Here is a 16,189-nt window from a genome sequence, read left to right on the forward strand (position 1 = left end):
GCCACCGACAGTGGCACGGGCGCGGGCGTCACCGGCCCACCCGAGGGGTCAGGCGACCTGCAGCGACCGCTTCGACAGGCCCATCCAGAACCCGTCGATGGTCTGGACGCCGGGCTCGCCCGGGTCGGTGGCCGCGCCGAGGGTGACGAACAGCGGTGAGTAGTGCTCGACCGTCGGGTGCGCGTAGGGCATGCCCGGCGCCTGGTGGGTGAAGTCGGCCAGCGCGTCGACGTCGCCGCGTGCGAGCGCCTCGCCCGCCCAGGCGTCGAACTCCACCGACCACGACGGGGCGGGGGCGTCGATGCGGAACTCGGTGAGGAACGGCAGGCCGTGGGTGAGGAACCCCGAGCCGATGATGAGCACGCCCTCGTCGCGCAGGGAGCGCAGCCGGGCGCCGAGGGCGAGCAGCCGCTCCGGCTCGTGGGTGGGCAGCGAGAGCTGCAGGACCGGGACGTCGGCCTCGGGGTACATCAGCTTCAGTGGCACCCAGGCGCCGTGGTCGAGGCCGCGGTCGGTGTGCTGGTGCAGCCGCTCGGTGGCGGGCATCAGCGCGGCCACCCGCTGCGCGAGCCACGACGCGTCGGGCGTCGCGTAGGTCTCGCGGTAGTACTTGGCGTCGAAGCCGCCGAAGTCGTAGACCAGCGGGGCGCCGTCGGCGCTCAGCGAGATCGGCGCCGACTCCCAGTGCGCGCTGACGATGAGGACGGCGCGCGGCCGGGGCAGCTCGCGCGCCCACGCGGCCAGCTGCGCCGACCACACGGGGTCGTCGAGGAGCGGGGGCGCGCCGTGGCCGAGGTAGAGCGCCGGCATCCGGCCGTGGTCGTTCATGATTCAACTATAGCCACGGCCGGACGCCGGCGACAGGGATCAGCGCAGCGGCTGCTGCAGCTCGACCACCCAGCCCTCGCCGCCCGGGTCGGACTCGAGGTAGACCTCACGGCCGGGACCGCCGGGCTGCAGCCCGCGGGACTCGACCTCGGTCTCGAGGCTCTGCCACGTCTCGCCGATGCCCTCGATGGCGCCGCGGTGCACCGTGGTGATGGCGGGGGTGGCGGGCAGGTCGAGCACCGCGAGGTCGCCCGGCAGCTCGGCGCGGGTGGTCGGCCAGCCGACGGTGACGGTCACGCCGTCGGGCCCGGGGTCGTAGACGGCGCCCGGCGGGCCCGACATCGGGACGCCGGCCCCGCCCAGCTCGGCGCCGAGGCGCTGGAAGAGCGCGCCCACCATGCCCCCGATCTGCTCCATGGCGGTGACCCGCTCGCTCAACGAGGCCAGGCGCAGCGCGCCGACCTCCTTCTCGACGTACTCCAGCTCGGACATGCGTCCCTCCTGCTCGATCGCTCGGAGGCGTCGCGCGACGGCGGCGAGGCGGCGGCGGTCGTCGTCCACCTGGGCCTCGAGCTCCTCGTGGCGCAGCCGCAGCATCCCGCGCAGCTCGTCGCCCGACAGTCCGCCGTCGAGGACCCGACCCACCTGGTCGAGGGTGAAGCCGAGGTCCTTGAGGGCGACGAGCCGGTTGAGCCGTGGGAACTGCGCGGCGCTGTAGGAGCGGTAGCCGGTGGTGGCGTCGACCGACGCGGGCACCAGAAGGCCGAGGGCGTCGTAGTGGCGCAGCATCCGCACCGACACGCCGCCGTAGCGCGCGAACTCTCCGATGGTCATCATGGCGAGGTCAGGTCTAGGGGCTCACACGGTGTCAGGGTCAAGCGACGAAGGCGGTCCAGTCGACCGGCTCGACGCCGCGCTCGACCAGCAGGCGGTCGACGGCGCTGAAGGGCCGCGAGCCGAAGAAGCCGCGGCGGGCCGAGAGCGGGCTCGGGTGCGGCGACTCGACCGCCGGCACCGGCCCGAGGGACGGCTTGAGCCCACGGGCGTCGTTGCCCCACAGGACGGCGGCCAGCGGCCGCCCGGCCTCGGCACGCGCGACGAGGGCCTGGATGGCGCACTCGGTGACCTGCTCCCAGCCGCGACCGCGGTGGGACGCCGGCGCGCCCGGTCGCACGGTGAGCACCCGGTTGAGCAGCATCACGCCCTGGTCGGCCCAGCCGGTGAGGTCTCCGTGCCGGGGCGGCGTCCAGCCCTCGTGGCCGTTCTCGGCCAGGTCGTCGCGCAGCTCGAGGTAGATGTTGACCAGGCTGCGCGGCAGCGGCCACACGTCGCGCTCGACGGCGAAGCTGAGGCCGATCGGGTGGCCGGGGGTGGGGTAGGGGTCCTGGCCGACGACGAGCACCTTGACGTCGGCGAGCGGCGCCCGGAAAGCGCGGAAGACGGCGTCGGGGTCGGGCAGGTACGGACGCCCGGCCGCCACCTCGTCGCGCAGGAAGCGCCCGAGCTCGGCCACGCGGTCGTCGACCGGCGCCAGCGCCTCCGCCCAGTCGGGGGCCATCAGTCCGCGGTCGACCAGCCCCGCCAGCGCGCTCACGGCGTCGAACCTACCGAGGCCCTTCGACCGAGCTCAGGGTCCGTGTGGTCGGCCTGGCCTCGGAGGGCCGGTGGTGGACGACGCTCGCCAGGGCTCGCTGCTCGACCGGCGGGATCCGACGATGGTCGAGGTGCGAGCGCAGCGAGCCTCGAAACCACGCAACGCCCACGGGAAGGTCCGCATGGTGGGCCGGGGGTCTCGAGGCTCGTCGCCGGGGCTCCTCGCACCTCGACCATCGTCCCGTCAGACGGTGAAGGTGGCGGAGCGGGGGCGGTGGGGTGGGGTGCCGGGCTCGCCGACGTCGACGGTGAGGACGGCCATGTGGGAGGCGTCGCCGCTGACGACGGCCTGGTTGGCGACCAGCAGCCGCCGTCCCTGGAAGGTCGCGTTGCACGGCCCGTCGAAGGGGACGGCCGAGCCGTTCTCGCCCGTGAGCGGCACCTCGGGGAAGCGCCGCAGCTCGCGGCCGGTGCGCGAGAGCACCACCAGCTGGTTCGACGGGCCGACGCAGGCGACGTGGAACCGCCCGGAGCGCCCGAGGCCGAAGCCGTCGGGCAGGTCGCCGGGCCGCGACGTCCACAGCGTGCGCAGCTCGCCCGGCCGCCCGCCGCGCACCGGCACCTCGTAGAGGTGGCCCTGCGTGGGCGTCGCGCCGGGCGTCGTCTGCTGGGTGACGAGCACCCGCCCCGCGTGGAACCGGATGCCGGTGGTGCCGAACGAGTCGACGCCGTCCAGGGCCGGCGAGGTCAGCCACGCCGAGACCCGCCCGCGGCGGCCCACCCGCCAGATCGTGCCCTGCGCGTAGTCGGTGACGAGCAGCCCGGCCGGCCCCCACGTGGCGTAGTTCGGGACGGCGCCCGCCGGCAGCCGCGCGACCCGCCGGAAGCGGCCGGTGGCGACGTCGAGCGTCAGCACCGAGCGGGTCGAGGTCTCGAGCAGCACCAGCCGCCCGTCGTGCGTCTGCTCGGCCACCTGCACGCCCTGGGTGCCGTCGAGCCGCTGACCGGGCACCGTCCACGACCGCAGCAGGGTGCCGTCGGCGCGCCACTCGAAGACCCGCGAGGCGCGCCGGTCGTCGCCGCCCGCGACGTAGTTGCCCGCGTAGACCCGGCCGTTGGTGTGCGCGTGCACGTAGGCGGGGTGGCCCGGCGCCGGCACGCGGGCGAGGACGCGGGTGCGGAAGGTGGCGCTCATCGCAGCAGGTCCAGCACCTCGAGGGCGGCGCGCTCGCCGGCCCGCACGGCGCCGTCCATGTAGCCCGACCAGTACGTCGAGGTCTCGGTGCCGGCCCAGTGCACCCGCCCGAACGGACGCCGCACGGCCGGCCCGAACCGCACCAGGCTGCCGTCGGGGCGGTGGATCGCGGTGGGCCCGCCGCCGGTCCAGCGCTCCTCGGTCCAGTCGTGCTCGGTGTACTCGACCGGCCGCAGCGCCCGCGGCCCGAACATCTCCGCGAACCCCTCGAGCACCGCGCGACGCCGCCGGTCGCGGCTGAGCCGGCCGAACTCGCGCCAGGTGTCGCCGCCCACGAACGCCAGCAGGACGCCGGGCTCGCCGTCGCGCGGGCAGTTGTCGAAGACCGCCCGCGCCGCGCCGGTGTCGCTGAGGCCGAAGCCGTTGAGCCCGTCGGCGCGCCAGAACGGCGTGGGGTAGACGGCGTCGCACTTCATCAGCCTCCCCATGTGCAGGTGCCGCAGCAGCGCGCGCCGCCGGTCGGGCAGGCCGGGTGAGAAGTCGATGCCGAGCACCCGTGGCGGGGGAGCGGCCACGACGACCCGCCGCGCGCTCACCACGCCGCGCGAGGTGTGCACGCGCACCCGGCCGTCGCGCTGCTCGACGCGGCGGACGGCGGCGTCGAGCGCCACCGCGTCACCGAGACGCCGCGCGAGCCGCAGCGGGATCAGCTGCGAGCCGCCGACGAACCGCCGCTCCTGCGCGCCGCCGGCGGTGTCGGAGTTGCGCGAGAACGTGCCGACGGTGCGCTCGTCGCCCGAGCACGCGACGTACCAGAGCACGAAGAGGAACGAGAGCTCGCGCGGGTCGGCGCCGAAGCCGGGCTGGGTCCAGCACTCGATGAGGTTGGCGACGCCCTCGGGGTTCAGCACCGCGGTGCCGCGGATCCAGTCGCGCAGCGACAGGGTGTCCCACTCGCGGGCGCGCGGGTGCGTCCACGGGGCGTCGACGGCGATCTCGGCGGCGTAGGAGTCGATCTGTTGCAGCAGCAGCGCGGCGTCGGGGAGGATCGTCGGGTCGGGCGGCACGGTGCCGGAGTACTCGAGCCGACCGGTGGTCTGCGAGACGTAGACGCTGTTGCCCTCGGTGTGCTCGAGGAAGGTCGGGACGTCGAGCTCGCGGGCCAGCCGGGCGATGTGGCCCTGCGTGGGGCCGATGAAGGCGCCGCCGGCCTCGATGGTGGCGCCCTTCGTCGTCAGCCGGTGGTTGAGCACCCGGCCGCCCACGCGGTCGCGGGCCTCGACGACGAGCACCGACCGGCCGCCGCGGCGCACGTCGCGGGCGGCGACCAGGCCCGAGATGCCGGCGCCGACCACGACGACGTCCACCTCGCGGGGCAGTCGTCCCTGCAGCCCGGGCGCGCCGGCGGCGTCGTCGGACAGGGCGCCGAGCGCGCCGGCGCCGGCGGTGAGGCCGGCCGCGCCGAGCACGGCACGGCGAGACAGGTCGAGTCGGACGGGGTCGGTCATGGGCGGGTCCTCGCTTCGCTACCTTGGCGTCGCCGTGTCCAACGACGCAGGGGCGAGGAGGCGACGTGAGCGCACGTGACGACGTCGCGGAGGCCGCGCGACGGCTGGCCGCCAAGGGGCTGCTCGTCGGCACGGCCGGCAACGTGAGCATGCGGGTGCGCGACCTGGTGGCGGTGACGGCGTCGGGCGTGGTGCTGGCCGACTGCCGCCCGCACGACGTCGTCCTCGTCGACCACGACGGCACCCTCGTCGACGGCGGTCTGGTGCCGACCTCGGAGGTCGGGCTGCACCTCGGCGTCTACGCCGACCGGCGCGAGGTGGCCGCGGTGGTGCACACCCACGCGCCCTGGTCGACCGCCGTGGCGTGCGTGCTCGACGAGCTGCCGGTGCTGCACTACCAGCAGCTGACGCTCGGCGGAGCCGTGCGCGTGGCGCCGTACGCCACCTTCGGCAGCCCCGAGCTGGCCGGCCACGTGAGGGCCGCGCTCGACGGTCGGCAGGCCGCGCTGATGGGCAACCACGGCTCGGTCGCGGTGGGCACCACGCTCGACCAGGCCGTCGAGCACGCCGTCCTGCTCGAGTGGCTGGCGGCGCTGCACCACCGCGCGTCGGCGCTCGGCACGCCCCGGGTGCTCACCGAGGCGGAGCAGGAGGCCGTCGTCCTGGCGACGGTCGAGCGCGGCTACGGCCGCCCGAGGCAGCAGGAGGAGCAGCGATGAGGGCAGCCGTCGTCGGCGTCCACGTGCTCGACACGCACGTGGTGCGCGTCGAGTCGATCCCGGAGCGCTCCGACGGTGCGCTGGTCGACACCATCCGCCTGTCGCCGGCCGGGACGGCGGGCGGCACCGGCGTCGTCCTGGCGCGGTTGGGCGCCCAGGTGCGCTCGTTCGGCGCCGTCGGCACCGACCCCGCCGGCGACGCGCTGCTCGCGATGCTGGGCCGCGAGGGCGTCGACGTGGCCGGGCTGGTGCGCAAGGCCGACGTGCAGACCTCGGCGTCGGTGATCCCGGTGCGTCCGGACGGCGAGCGCCCGGCCTGGCACTGCATCGGCGCCAACGGCGCGTTCACCCTCGACGACCTCGACCGCGGCGACGACGGCCCGCTCGCCGGGTGCGACCACCTGCACCTCGGCGGCCCGGAGTTCCTCGGCGGGCCCGTGGCGGGCGAGCTGCTGGCGTGGGCGCGCGAGCGGGGCCTGACCACCTCGGTCGACGTGCTCGCGCCCGGCGACGCCGACCTGCTCGCGTGGATCGTCGACGCCCTGCCCCACACCGGACACCTGCTGCCCAACGACGAGCAGGTGCGCGGCTTCACCGGCGAGAGCGACCTCGCCGCCGGCGCCCGCGCCCTGGTCGCGGCCGGCGCCGGCTGCGTCGCCGTCACTCGCGGCGCCGAGGGCGCGCTCGTCGTCACCGCCGACGAGGTCGTCGAGGTGCCGGCCTTCCCGCTCGGCGACGGCGAGCTGGTCGACACCACCGGCTGCGGCGACGCGTTCTCGGCCGGCTACCTGCGCGGCCTCGCCCTCGGCCGCTCGCGCGCCGACGCCGCCCGCCTCGGCTGCGCCGCCGCCCATCATGTCGCCCGCGGCCTCGGCACCGACGCGGGGGAGTACGACCTCGACGTGGTGCTGGCGCTCGCGGGGCCGGCGTCGGCGGCGGCGTCGGGCTGAGGGCACTGCCTCGCCCCTCGACGCACTCACCCGCCCGTGTGCGGGCGGGAGAGTGCGTCTACCGGTGAGGTAGTCGCGCGGGGGACGCCAGGCGATCGCGCGGGAGGCGTCAGCGGGCCGGGCGCTGAAGCCGGTCGAGGAACGCGACCAGCACGGCCTCGCGCAGCTCGGGGGCGGCGAGGTCGAGCAGGGCGTTCACCGGCGCCATGCGGTCGGGGAGGGCGAGGCCCTCGCCTCCCGCGAGCCCCGCGGCCGCCAGCAGGCCGTCGAAGTCGTCGTCGCCGAGCGCGGCGGGGTCGAGGGCGGCGACGACCTCGGCGACACCGGGGTCGACGGCGACGGGTCCGGCGTCCTGAGCGGCGGCCACCGACGCAGCGAGCGCCTCGAGCAGCTCGTCGACGTGCGCGAGGGTGGCGGCGCTGACCGAGAGGTGGATGGTCGCGGGCCGACCGGCGTGCGAGAGCTGCGGCTGCACGTGCCAGCCGCGCGCCGCCATCTCGTCGCACACGGTGAACGGGTCGCACGAGGCGTCGGTGGCGAGCGCGACGAGCGTCGAGTCGGGCGCCACGACGACGTGGACGCCGTCCAGCGCCCCGACCCCGGCCACGATCGCGTCGACGGCGTGCAGCACGTCGCGGGTCAGCCGCTCGTAGCCCGCGTCGCCGATCGCCCGGACGGCGGCCCACGCGCCGGCCAGCGGCCCGCCCGAGCGCGTCGACTGCATCGTGGAGTTGAGCATCGTGTAGCCCGGCCACGCCGCGCTGGCGAAGTACTGCGCGCGCCGCAGCGCCGGCGTGCGGTGCAGCAGCACCGAGGCGCCCTTGGGGGCGTAGGCGTACTTGTGCAGGTCGACCGAGATCGAGGTGACGCCGTCGACGGCGAAGGTCCACGCCGGCACCGCACGGCCGAGGCGGGCGGCGTACGGCAGCACCCACCCGCCGATGCAGGCGTCGACGTGGCAGCGCACGCCGCGCGCGGCGGCCAGCGCCGCCACCTCGGCCACCGGGTCGACGACGCCGTGGGCGTAGGACGGCGCGCTCACCGCCACCAGCACGGTCTGGTCGGGCGCCTCGTCGACCGCGGCCGCCATCGCGGCGGGGTCGGCGCGGTAGTCGTCGCCCACCGGCACCAGCCGCGCCTCGACGCCGAAGTAGTGCGCCGCCTTGTGGAACGCCGCGTGCGCGGTGTCGGGCAGCACCATGCGCGGGCGGACGACGTCGGACCGCGCGTCGCGGGCGGCCTGCACGGCGAGCAGCACCGACTCGGTGCCGCCGGAGGTGACGCTGCCGACGACGGTGCCGGGTGCGTCGAGCAGGTCGGCCGTGAGGCCGACGAGCTCGTTCTCCATCGTCAGCAGGCTCGGGAACGCGGTGGGGTCGAGGCCGTTGCTGCCGGCGAAGGCCGCCACCGCCTCGCGCGCGACGCGGTCGACCTCGGGCAGCCCGGAGTCGTAGACGTAGGCCAGCGTGCGGCCGCCGTGCACCGGCAGGTCGCCCGCCTGCAGCTCGGCGAGCCGGGCCAGGATCGCGGCGGGCTCGGACGGCGCGGTGGGGTCGCTCACGGGGCGGGCTCCTCGAGGGGTGCGGGGTCGGGGGCGAGCCGGTAGCGCAGCAGCCACACCAGGCTGAGCAGCACCAGCACGGCGGGCAGCAGCGAGAACCCGAGCGTGATGGCGGTCAGCGCCGAGCCGGGCTGGACGGCGTCGCCGTCCTGGCTCGAGACGTAGCCGCCGACCGCGAGCACGAGCGCGAAGGCGCCGGGCCCGAGCGCGAGGCCGAGGGTCTCGCCCGCCGTCCAGACGCCGGTGTAGACGCCGGCGCGGTTCTCGCCGGTGCGGCGGGCGTCGTCGGCGGCGACGTCGGGCAGCATCGCGAGCGGGAAGACCTGGCAGCCGGCGTAGCCGACGCCGACCAGCGCCACGGCGGCGAAGACGGCGGCCGCGGGCACGGCCTGGGCCGACGCCGCCAGGCCCGCGCCGAGCGCCAGCACCAGGGACGACGCCACGTAGCCGCGCTGCTTGCCGACCCGCTCGCCGACCGCCGCCCACAGCGGGGTCAGCAGCAGCGCCGGCCCGACGAAGCACAGGAACAGCACGGTGGCGGCGCCCGACCGGCCGAGCACGTCGTCGGCGAGGTAGTCGACCCCGGCGAGCATGCAGCCGGTGGCCAGGGCCTGCAGCACGAAGGTGGTGAGCAGCAGCCGGAACGAGCGGGACGCCGAGACCACCCGCAGCTGCTCGCGCAGCGTGCCCGCCCCGGCGTCGACGGCGCCGACGGGGGCGCGGCGGGTGCCGTGGTAGGCGCCGAGCACGCCGACGAGGATCAGCACCGCCATGAGCAGGCCCATGATCCGGTAGCCGTCGCGGCCGCCGACGGCGTCGCGCACGGCGGGGGCGCTGGCGCCGGCCAGCATGATCGTGAAGGCGAGGACGCCGACCCGCCACGTCATCAGCCGGGTGCGCTCGTCGTAGCCGCTGGTCAGCTCGGCCGGCATCGCCACGTAGGGCACCTGGAAGAACGCGTAGGCGGTGGCGCAGGCCAGGAAGACCACCAGCACCCACGCCGTCTCGGCGACCTTCGAGTCGAGGTCGGGCGCGGCGAAAAGCAGCGCGAAGGCGAGCGCCAGCAGCAGCCCGGCGCGCAGCAGCCACGGCCGCCGCGGCCCGCGCGGGTCGACGGTGCGGTCGCTGATGCGTCCCGCGATCGGGTTGAGGACGACGTCCCAGGCCTTGGGCAGCACGACGACGAACCCCGCGACCACCGCCGCGACCCCGACCGTGTCGGTGAGGTAGGGCAGCAGCATCAGGCCCGGCACGGTGCCGAAGGCGCCGGTGGCGACCGACCCGAGGCCGTAGCCGACGCGGGTGCCGCGCGTCAGCCCTGTGGACGCCGTCCCCCCGGTCATGGCGGCACGCTAGCGGTCGGCGTCGACGGCGGCGCCGGGTCTGCGGGAGGAGCGGCGCCCCGGCGGCAGGTCGCCGGGGCGCCGGCGAGGGGTCCCTCCCCCGGAGGTGGTGACGGTCAGGGCTCGATCACGGCGCGCTCGGGCGCGTTGCGCGAGACGCCGCAGCTCGGGGCGCTCCAGCTGCGGCCGGCCCGGACGTCGACGTGCACGTGGTCGTCGTGGCCGGGGTAGCCGGGGCCGAAGATGCCGCCGAAGCCGTTGTAGCGGGCGTTCTGGGCCAGGCCGCAGAACGAGGCGCCGACGAGGTCGATGGCGGTGCCGTAGGTGTGCTGGCCGGTGCCGCTGCCGCCGACCTGGCGGTCGCAGGCCTGCGAGCGGAAGCCGGAGGTGACGGTGAGCGGCACGTTGCCCATCCGCTGGCGCAGCGCCTCGGCGCGCCACATCGCCCGCTTCAGGTTCTCCTTGACGGTGGCCTCGGAGACCGAGCCGCCGGAGTAGCCGCCCTGGCCGCAGCCGCCGTCGACCTCGGCGTAGGAGAAGTGGGCCGGGGTGCAGTCGGCGTCCTGCAGCTCGTAGATCTTGGCGTAGGTCTGCGCGCCGGCGACGCCGTCGGCGCCGAGCCCGTAGGCGGCCTGGAAGTTGCGCACCGCGGTCACGGTCTGCGGTCCGTAGGAGCCGTCGATGGCCATGTTGACGCCGTAGCCGGCCCACCCGGCCACCCGGACCTGCAGCTGCGCGACGTCGTCACCGGTGGCGCCCGACGACAGGGTGCGGCTCCAGGAGTAGCACTCGTCGGCGTGCGCGGGCGCGGCGACGAGGGTGCTGGCGGCGGTCACGCCGACCAGCGAGGCGGCCAGGACGGCCAGGGTCGAGAGCAGGGCCTTGGTCCGAGACATGCCCCCAGCCTGGGAGACCCCCGCGGTGGGCCGAAACGGGGGAAACCCTCGGCCCGACGGCGAACGTCGGCTCAGTCGCGCAGCGCGCGCGAGGCCTGCGAGCGGTGACGCCGCTGCGGGTCGGTGCCGATGGTGTCGATGGTGCCGATGGTGGGCGCCACGGGGGCGTCGGACGGGTCAGGGCGGCCCGACCACTGCTCGACCCACTCGTCGATCGCGGGCCAGGTGTCGGTGCGGGCGGCGCGGCCGGTGAGGGAGCCGAGGTGGCCGCCCGGCACGACCTCGAGCTGGACGTCGTCCACCCCGGTGAGCCGCGGCAGGAGGGCCTGCACCGCGGCGACGGGCGCGATGCCGTCGGTGGCCCCGGCCACGACCAGGGTCGGCGCCGTGACGCCGGAGAGGTCGAGGTCGGCCCCGGCGAGGAAGCGGTGGTAGACCTGCCCGAAGGCCCGGCCGCGGTAGGCGGTGGTGCCCGCGGCGAGGGCGGCCACGGCCTCGAGCTGGGCGAGGTAGTCGGCGTCGTCGGCGTGCACCAGGCGCGCCGCCGGCGTGAGGGCCAGCCGCTGCACCGACCCGAGCTGGGCGGCCCACGAGACCAGCGGCGTCACCGGTCCGGCGGCCGCGGCGGCGGCCCGGACGGCGCGCGGCAGCGTGCCGCGGCCGGCCGTGGGGTCGAGGAGCGGGCGCGGGGGTGCGACGAGAGGCACGAGGTCGACGTCGGCGGGCGTCGCGACCACGGTGACCGAGCCGATCGGCAGGTCGGGGTCGGTGGCGGCGAGCAGCGCGAAGGTGCCGCCCAGGCTCCAGCCGACCAGGTGCACGGGCCGGCCGCCGGCGTGGGCGGAGACGGTGCGGACGGCGTCCGGCACGAGGTCGTCGCCCCAGCGCTCGACCCCGAGGCTGCGGTCGCCGACGTCGACCCGGCCGTGCTCGACGAGGTAGGTGGGCCGCCCCCGGCCGACCAGGTGCTCGACGAGCGAGCAGCCGCGGCGCAGGTCGTAGCAGCGGGCCGGCACGGCGAGCGGCGCGACCAGCAGCACCGGGTCGCCGTGCTCGCGCACCGAGGCGACGGGGCGGTAGTGCCGCACCGAGATCAGCGGACCGTCGTGGACCAGCGTGCTCGGCATCGGGCGGAGGTCGGCCAGGCCGCCGCGCAGCACCTGGGTCGCCAGGTTGCCGGCGGCCGAGACGACCTGCCCGGGCTTGGGGATGAGGTCCACGACGAAACGGTAGCCCGCGCCGCACCACCCGGCGGGGCCCTGGGGACGGCGCCAGCAGGGCCGGGCGGGTCAGGACGAGAAGCGGAGCGCGCCGAGGATGTCGGCGTTGCCGTAGTTCACGAACGACGCGGCGCGCTTGAGCGGCACCGAGCTCTCGTGCGTCTCGACGGTGAGCAGCACGTAGACGCCGGTGGTGTTGGCGCGCCACGACCCGGCCCGGCCGGGCAGGGTGGAGGCGCGCTTGACCTGCCAGGAGTCCTCGCTGATCAGCTCGCGCTTGATCAGCCGGGTGGCGGCCCGCTCGTCGCGCATCGTGTAGACGACCTGGGTGAGCGCGAGGTCGCCGTCGAGCGCGCGGTAGGTCCACTCCGAGGCGCGCACGCAGCCGAGGTCGGTCAGCGCGCTGCCCTTCTCGGCGGGCGCGCAGCTGGGATAGTCCCAGCCGCGGACGAAGTCGGCACGCAGCTGCACGTCGCCGAGCCGGAAGCGCCAGTCGTCGCCGTACTCGGTGAAGCTGAACGGCTCGACGGCGGGCGGGTCGGCGGGCGGGGGCTCGGGCGAGGACGGCGGCTCGGCGGGCGTCGACGGCTCCACCGGGCTGACCGGCGCCGAGGTCGGCCCGCTGGCCGTGGGCGGCGCGGGCTCGGACGCCGACGGGTCGGCCGGGTCGGCCGGGTCGGCCGGGTCGGACTGGCTGGACCGGCCGGACTGGCCGGCGCTGTCGCGGCCCTCGTCGTCGTCGCCGTTGACCAGGACGACGGCCAAGGTGGTGACGGCGGCGATGGCCAGCACCACGACGACCACGAGCGTGACGACCAGGCCGGTGTTGCGACGCGGCGGCGGACCCGGTGGCCCACCCGGTCCGCCGGGGGCCGGCGTCCACGGGGGCGGGCCCGGCGGCGGGCCCTGCGGCGGGTAGCCGCCGCGGGCCGGCGGGCCGCCCTGCGGGGGCGGGACGTAGCCCGGCGTGCCCGGACGCAGGTGGGTGTGGCCGGGCGGCGGGGGCGGCTCCCAGGAGCCGGGGGACCCGGACGGCGGGGTGGCGGGCATGCCGGCGGCCTACCCGCGGCCGGGGTGGTCGAACCGGGTCACGCGCGCCTCGCGGGGCGGACCTGCTTGTCGTGCGAGCTGCCGGCGATCGAGGACAGCTCGGCCAGGAACGCGTCGGCCCAGGCGCGGACGTCGTGCTGGCGCACCGTCTTGCGCATGGCCCGCATGCGGCGGGAGAGGTCCTTGGGGTCGGCCTCGGCGGCCTCGACGAGCGCGCTCTTCATGCCGTTGATGTCGTAGGGGTTGATCAGCCACGCCTGGCGCAGCTCGTCGGCGGCGCCGGCGAACTCCGAGAGCACCAGTGCACCGTCGTCGTCGAGGCGGCAGGCGACGTACTCCTTGGCGACGAGGTTCATGCCGTCGCGGTAGGGCGTGACGACCATGACGTCGGCGGCGCGGTAGAGCGCGGCCATCTCCTCGCGCGGCACCGAGTTGTGCAGGTAGCTGATGGCGGGGCGGCCGATGCGGCCGTGGTCGCCGTTGACGCGGCCGACGAGGCGCTCGATGTCGTCACGCAGGATGCGGTACTGCTCGACCCGCTCGCGCGAGGGGACGGCGACCTGCACGAAGACGGCGTCCTCGACGTCGAGCCGGCCGTCCTCGAGCAGCTCGCTGAAGGCGCGCAGGCGGGCGTAGATGCCCTTGGTGTAGTCGAGCCGGTCGACGCCGAGGAAGATCCGGCGCGGGTTGCCGAGCGCCTCGCGCAGCTGCTTGACCCGGGCGGCGACGCCGTCGCCGGCGGCGAGCTCCTCGAAGCCGGCGGCGTCGATCGAGATCGGGAACGCGGCGGCCTTCACGGTGCGGCCGTCGGGCAGGTAGACGAGGTCCTTGTGCGTCTTGTGGCCCACGCGCTGGCGCACCAGGCGCACGAAGTTCGCGGCGCCGCCGGGCAGCTGGAAGCCGACGAGGTCGGCACCGAGCAGGCCCTCGAGCAGCTGCCGGCGCCACGGCAGCTGCAGGAACAGCTCGGCCGGCGGGAAGGGGATGTGCAGGTAGAACCCGATGAGCAGGTCGGGCCGCAGCTCGCGCAACATCTGCGGCACCAGCTGCAGCTGGTAGTCGTGCACCCACACCGTCGCGTTCTCGGCGGCGAGCTCGGCGGCCCGCTCGGCGAAGCGCCGGTTGACCCGCACGTAGGCATCCCACCACTCGCGGTGGAACTCCGGCTTGGCGACGAGGTCGTGGTAGATCGGCCAGACGGTGCCGTTGCTGAAGCCCTCGTAGAACTCCTCGACCTCGCTCGCGTCGAGCTTGATCGGCACGAGCTTCATGCCGTCGTCCTCGAACGGCTCGTAGGCCTCGTCGTCGCCGTCCTCGGCGAGCCCGGGCCAGCCGACCCAGGTGCCGTCGTTGGCGCGCAGCACCGGCTCGAGCGCGGTCACCAGACCACCGGGGGAGCGCCGCCAGCCGCGGCTGCCGTCGCGCTCGGTGACCCGGTCGACGGGCAACCGGTTGGCGACGATCAGGAGGTCGGCCGACACCCCTCGACCCTAGTCAGGCCGGGGTCAGGACCGTAAACCGGACCGGGTGAGCCCGGCGACGAAGTAGCGCTGCAGCAGCACGAACAGGATCAGCAGCGGCAGGCTCGAGAGCAGCGCCACGGCCATGATGCCGCCGTAGTCGGCGTCGTAGGCGCCCTGCAGGAACCGCAGCGCCACCGGCAGCGTGTAGAGGTCGGGGTCGCGCAGCGTGATCAGCGGCCAGAGGAAGTCGTTCCACTGGGTCATGAACGCCAGCAGCACCATCACCGCGACCAGCGGCCGGGTGTTGGGCAGCACGATGCGGCGGAAGGCGGTCAGCGGCCCGCAGCCGTCGACGCGGGCGGCGTCGATGAGCTCGTCGGGGAAGGAGACGAAGAACTGGCGGGCCAGGAAGACGCCGAGCGCGGTGGAGGCCGAGGGCAGCACCACCGCCCAGAAGAAGCCGATCAGGCCCATGCGGGCCACCAGCTCGAACTGCGGGATCATCACCGCCTGCGTCGGCACCACCAGCGTGCTGAGGATGACGACGAAGACGACCGAGCGGCCGCGGAAGCGCATCTTGGCCAGGGCGTAGCCGGCCAGCAGGTTCACCACGACCGACAGGATCGTGGTCAGCGTGGCCACCAGCAGCGCGTTGCCGAACCACCGCGCGACCGGGTAGTTGTCGAAGGCCGTGCGGAAGTTGTCGAGGGTCCACGACGACGGCCACAGCGACGCGCCGCCGTCGAAGAGCGACGCGCGCGGGGTGAAGGCGACCACCACCATCGCGAACAGCGGCAGCACGAAGATCGCGAAGACCACGAGGCAGACGCCGAAGCGCACCGGCTTGCTCATCGCTCACGCCTCCTCTCGGCGGGCGTTGCGCCGCACCTGGAAGACCACGATCACCGTGGTGATGACGAACAGCACGACGCCGACCGTGGCGCCGTAGCCGAAGTTGCGGGCGGGGCCGAAGCCCTCGTCGTAGGCGTAGGTGACCAGCATCGTGGTGTCGTAGCCGGGCCCGCCGTTGGTCATCACGAAGACGATGTCGAAGACCTGGAACGACCAGATCATGTTGATGACGACCAGGAAGAACGTGGTGGGTCGCAGCGTCGGCACCACGATGTGGCGCACGACGTTGAAGCGGCTCGCACCGTCGAGCTCGGCCGCCTCGACCAGCTGCGGGTCGAGGTCCTGCAGGGCGGCGAGGTAGATGATCATCGCGAACCCGATGCGGGTCCACAGCGTCATGATGATGACCGAGGTCATCGCCAGCACGCCGTCGGTCTGCCAGGCGACCTGGCCGAGGCCGAGGTCGCGCAGCACCCCGTTGATGATCCCGACGGTCTCGTCGAACAGCAGCAGCCCGATCAGCGAGGTGACGAGGGTGCTGACGACGATCGGCAGGTAGACGACGGTGCGGAAGACGCCGCGGCCGGGCAGCGCCTTGTTCATCAGCAGCGCGAGACCCAGGCCCGCGGCCACCGCGACGGGCACGCAGACGGCGGTGAAGATCGCGGTGTTGAGCAGCGCCCGCCAGAAGACGTCGTCGCCGAGGAGCCGGCCGAGGTTCTCCAGGCCGTTCCAGCGGCCGGGGCCGAAGGAGCGCTTGGCCTGGAACGACATGACGATCGCCCAGCCCAGCGGCACGACCAGGAAGACGCCGAGCAGCACCAGGTTGGGCGCGAGCATCGTCCACGCCGCCGCCGACTGCCACCGGCGCGGCGGCCTCGACCGCTCGGGCCGGTCGGCGCGTGCCTCCTCGGGCGGGACGCCGCCCGCGCCGCCGGGGTCGAGGGCGTCGTCCTGCGCGGGGGTCGTCGTGGTGCTCATGAGGGGTCCCCTCGACGTCGGTCGGCGGAG

15 protein-coding genes are annotated in these 16,189 nt (G+C 75.2%); 2 read left to right on the forward strand and 13 right to left on the reverse strand.

The annotated features are described in order from the left end of the window. Positions 1-48: 48 nt before the first annotated feature. The 5 genes from ABEA04_RS03435 to ABEA04_RS03455 form a co-directional block, all read right to left on the reverse strand. Positions 49-828, reverse strand: a complete 780-nt coding sequence (locus ABEA04_RS03435) for a dioxygenase family protein (RefSeq protein WP_345454537.1) — start codon at positions 826-828, stop codon at positions 49-51. 39 nt (positions 829-867) lie between these two features. Continuing rightward, positions 868-1,665 carry a MerR family transcriptional regulator gene (locus ABEA04_RS03440; RefSeq protein ID WP_345454539.1) on the reverse strand — a complete coding sequence of 266 codons (798 nt, stop codon included), beginning with the start codon at positions 1,663-1,665 and terminating at the stop codon, positions 868-870. 37 nt (positions 1,666-1,702) lie between these two features. After that, the gene (locus tag ABEA04_RS03445; RefSeq protein WP_345455623.1) at positions 1,703-2,386 is read right to left on the reverse strand and encodes a uracil-DNA glycosylase; all 684 of its coding nucleotides are present in this window, start codon (positions 2,384-2,386) and stop codon (positions 1,703-1,705) included. A 279-nt stretch (positions 2,387-2,665) separates the two neighbouring features. Further along, on the reverse strand, positions 2,666-3,616 hold the full coding sequence (locus ABEA04_RS03450) for an SMP-30/gluconolactonase/LRE family protein (protein WP_345454541.1): 951 nt from the start codon (positions 3,614-3,616) through the stop codon (positions 2,666-2,668). After that, on the reverse strand, positions 3,613-5,124 hold the full coding sequence (locus ABEA04_RS03455; RefSeq protein ID WP_345454543.1) for a flavin monoamine oxidase family protein: 1,512 nt from the start codon (positions 5,122-5,124) through the stop codon (positions 3,613-3,615). The genes ABEA04_RS03450 and ABEA04_RS03455 overlap by 4 nt, the downstream gene beginning before the upstream one ends. 65 nt (positions 5,125-5,189) lie before the next feature. Between ABEA04_RS03455 and ABEA04_RS03460 the strand changes: the two genes are divergently transcribed. Both ABEA04_RS03460 and ABEA04_RS03465 read left to right on the forward strand, forming a co-directional pair. Then, complete coding sequence (locus ABEA04_RS03460) at positions 5,190-5,843, forward strand: class II aldolase/adducin family protein (RefSeq protein WP_345454545.1); 654 nt, start codon at positions 5,190-5,192, stop codon at positions 5,841-5,843. After that, a complete protein-coding gene (locus tag ABEA04_RS03465) occupies positions 5,840-6,793 on the forward strand; it encodes a carbohydrate kinase family protein (protein WP_345454547.1) in 954 nt (317 codons plus the stop codon). The genes ABEA04_RS03460 and ABEA04_RS03465 overlap by 4 nt, the downstream gene beginning before the upstream one ends. Positions 6,794-6,902: 109 nt before the next feature. Here the strand turns inward: ABEA04_RS03465 and ABEA04_RS03470 are convergent, their stop codons facing one another. The 8 genes from ABEA04_RS03470 to ABEA04_RS03505 all read right to left on the reverse strand — a co-directional run bounded on the left by ABEA04_RS03470 (position 6,903) and on the right by ABEA04_RS03505 (position 16,159). Beyond that, positions 6,903-8,354: a pyridoxal phosphate-dependent decarboxylase family protein gene (locus ABEA04_RS03470; protein ID WP_345454549.1), complete on the reverse strand. Its 1,452-nt coding sequence runs from the start codon at positions 8,352-8,354 to the stop codon at positions 6,903-6,905. Continuing rightward, complete coding sequence (locus ABEA04_RS03475; RefSeq protein ID WP_345454551.1) at positions 8,351-9,697, reverse strand: MFS transporter; 1,347 nt, start codon at positions 9,695-9,697, stop codon at positions 8,351-8,353. The genes ABEA04_RS03470 and ABEA04_RS03475 overlap by 4 nt, the downstream gene beginning before the upstream one ends. Positions 9,698-9,813: 116 nt before the next feature. Beyond that, the gene (locus ABEA04_RS03480; RefSeq protein ID WP_345454553.1) at positions 9,814-10,593 is read right to left on the reverse strand and encodes a D-Ala-D-Ala carboxypeptidase family metallohydrolase; all 780 of its coding nucleotides are present in this window, start codon (positions 10,591-10,593) and stop codon (positions 9,814-9,816) included. Between the two features lie 71 nt (positions 10,594-10,664). Further along, positions 10,665-11,813, reverse strand: a complete 1,149-nt coding sequence (locus ABEA04_RS03485) for an alpha/beta fold hydrolase (RefSeq protein WP_345454555.1) — start codon at positions 11,811-11,813, stop codon at positions 10,665-10,667. Between the two features lie 69 nt (positions 11,814-11,882). After that, complete coding sequence (locus ABEA04_RS03490) at positions 11,883-12,863, reverse strand: hypothetical protein (protein WP_345454556.1); 981 nt, start codon at positions 12,861-12,863, stop codon at positions 11,883-11,885. Positions 12,864-12,901: 38 nt separating this feature from the next. After that, positions 12,902-14,344, reverse strand: a complete 1,443-nt coding sequence (locus ABEA04_RS03495) for an alpha,alpha-trehalose-phosphate synthase (UDP-forming) (protein WP_345454557.1) — start codon at positions 14,342-14,344, stop codon at positions 12,902-12,904. 24 nt (positions 14,345-14,368) lie between these two features. After that, a complete protein-coding gene (locus tag ABEA04_RS03500; RefSeq protein WP_345454558.1) occupies positions 14,369-15,178 on the reverse strand; it encodes a carbohydrate ABC transporter permease in 810 nt (269 codons plus the stop codon). A gap of 3 nt (positions 15,179-15,181) precedes the next feature. Beyond that, complete coding sequence (locus ABEA04_RS03505) at positions 15,182-16,159, reverse strand: carbohydrate ABC transporter permease (RefSeq protein ID WP_345454559.1); 978 nt, start codon at positions 16,157-16,159, stop codon at positions 15,182-15,184. Positions 16,160-16,189 lie beyond the last annotated feature (30 nt).

Origin of the sequence: Nocardioides marinquilinus (assembly GCF_039543705.1) — a bacterium.
Classification (GTDB): domain Bacteria; phylum Actinomycetota; class Actinomycetes; order Propionibacteriales; family Nocardioidaceae; genus Nocardioides; species Nocardioides marinquilinus.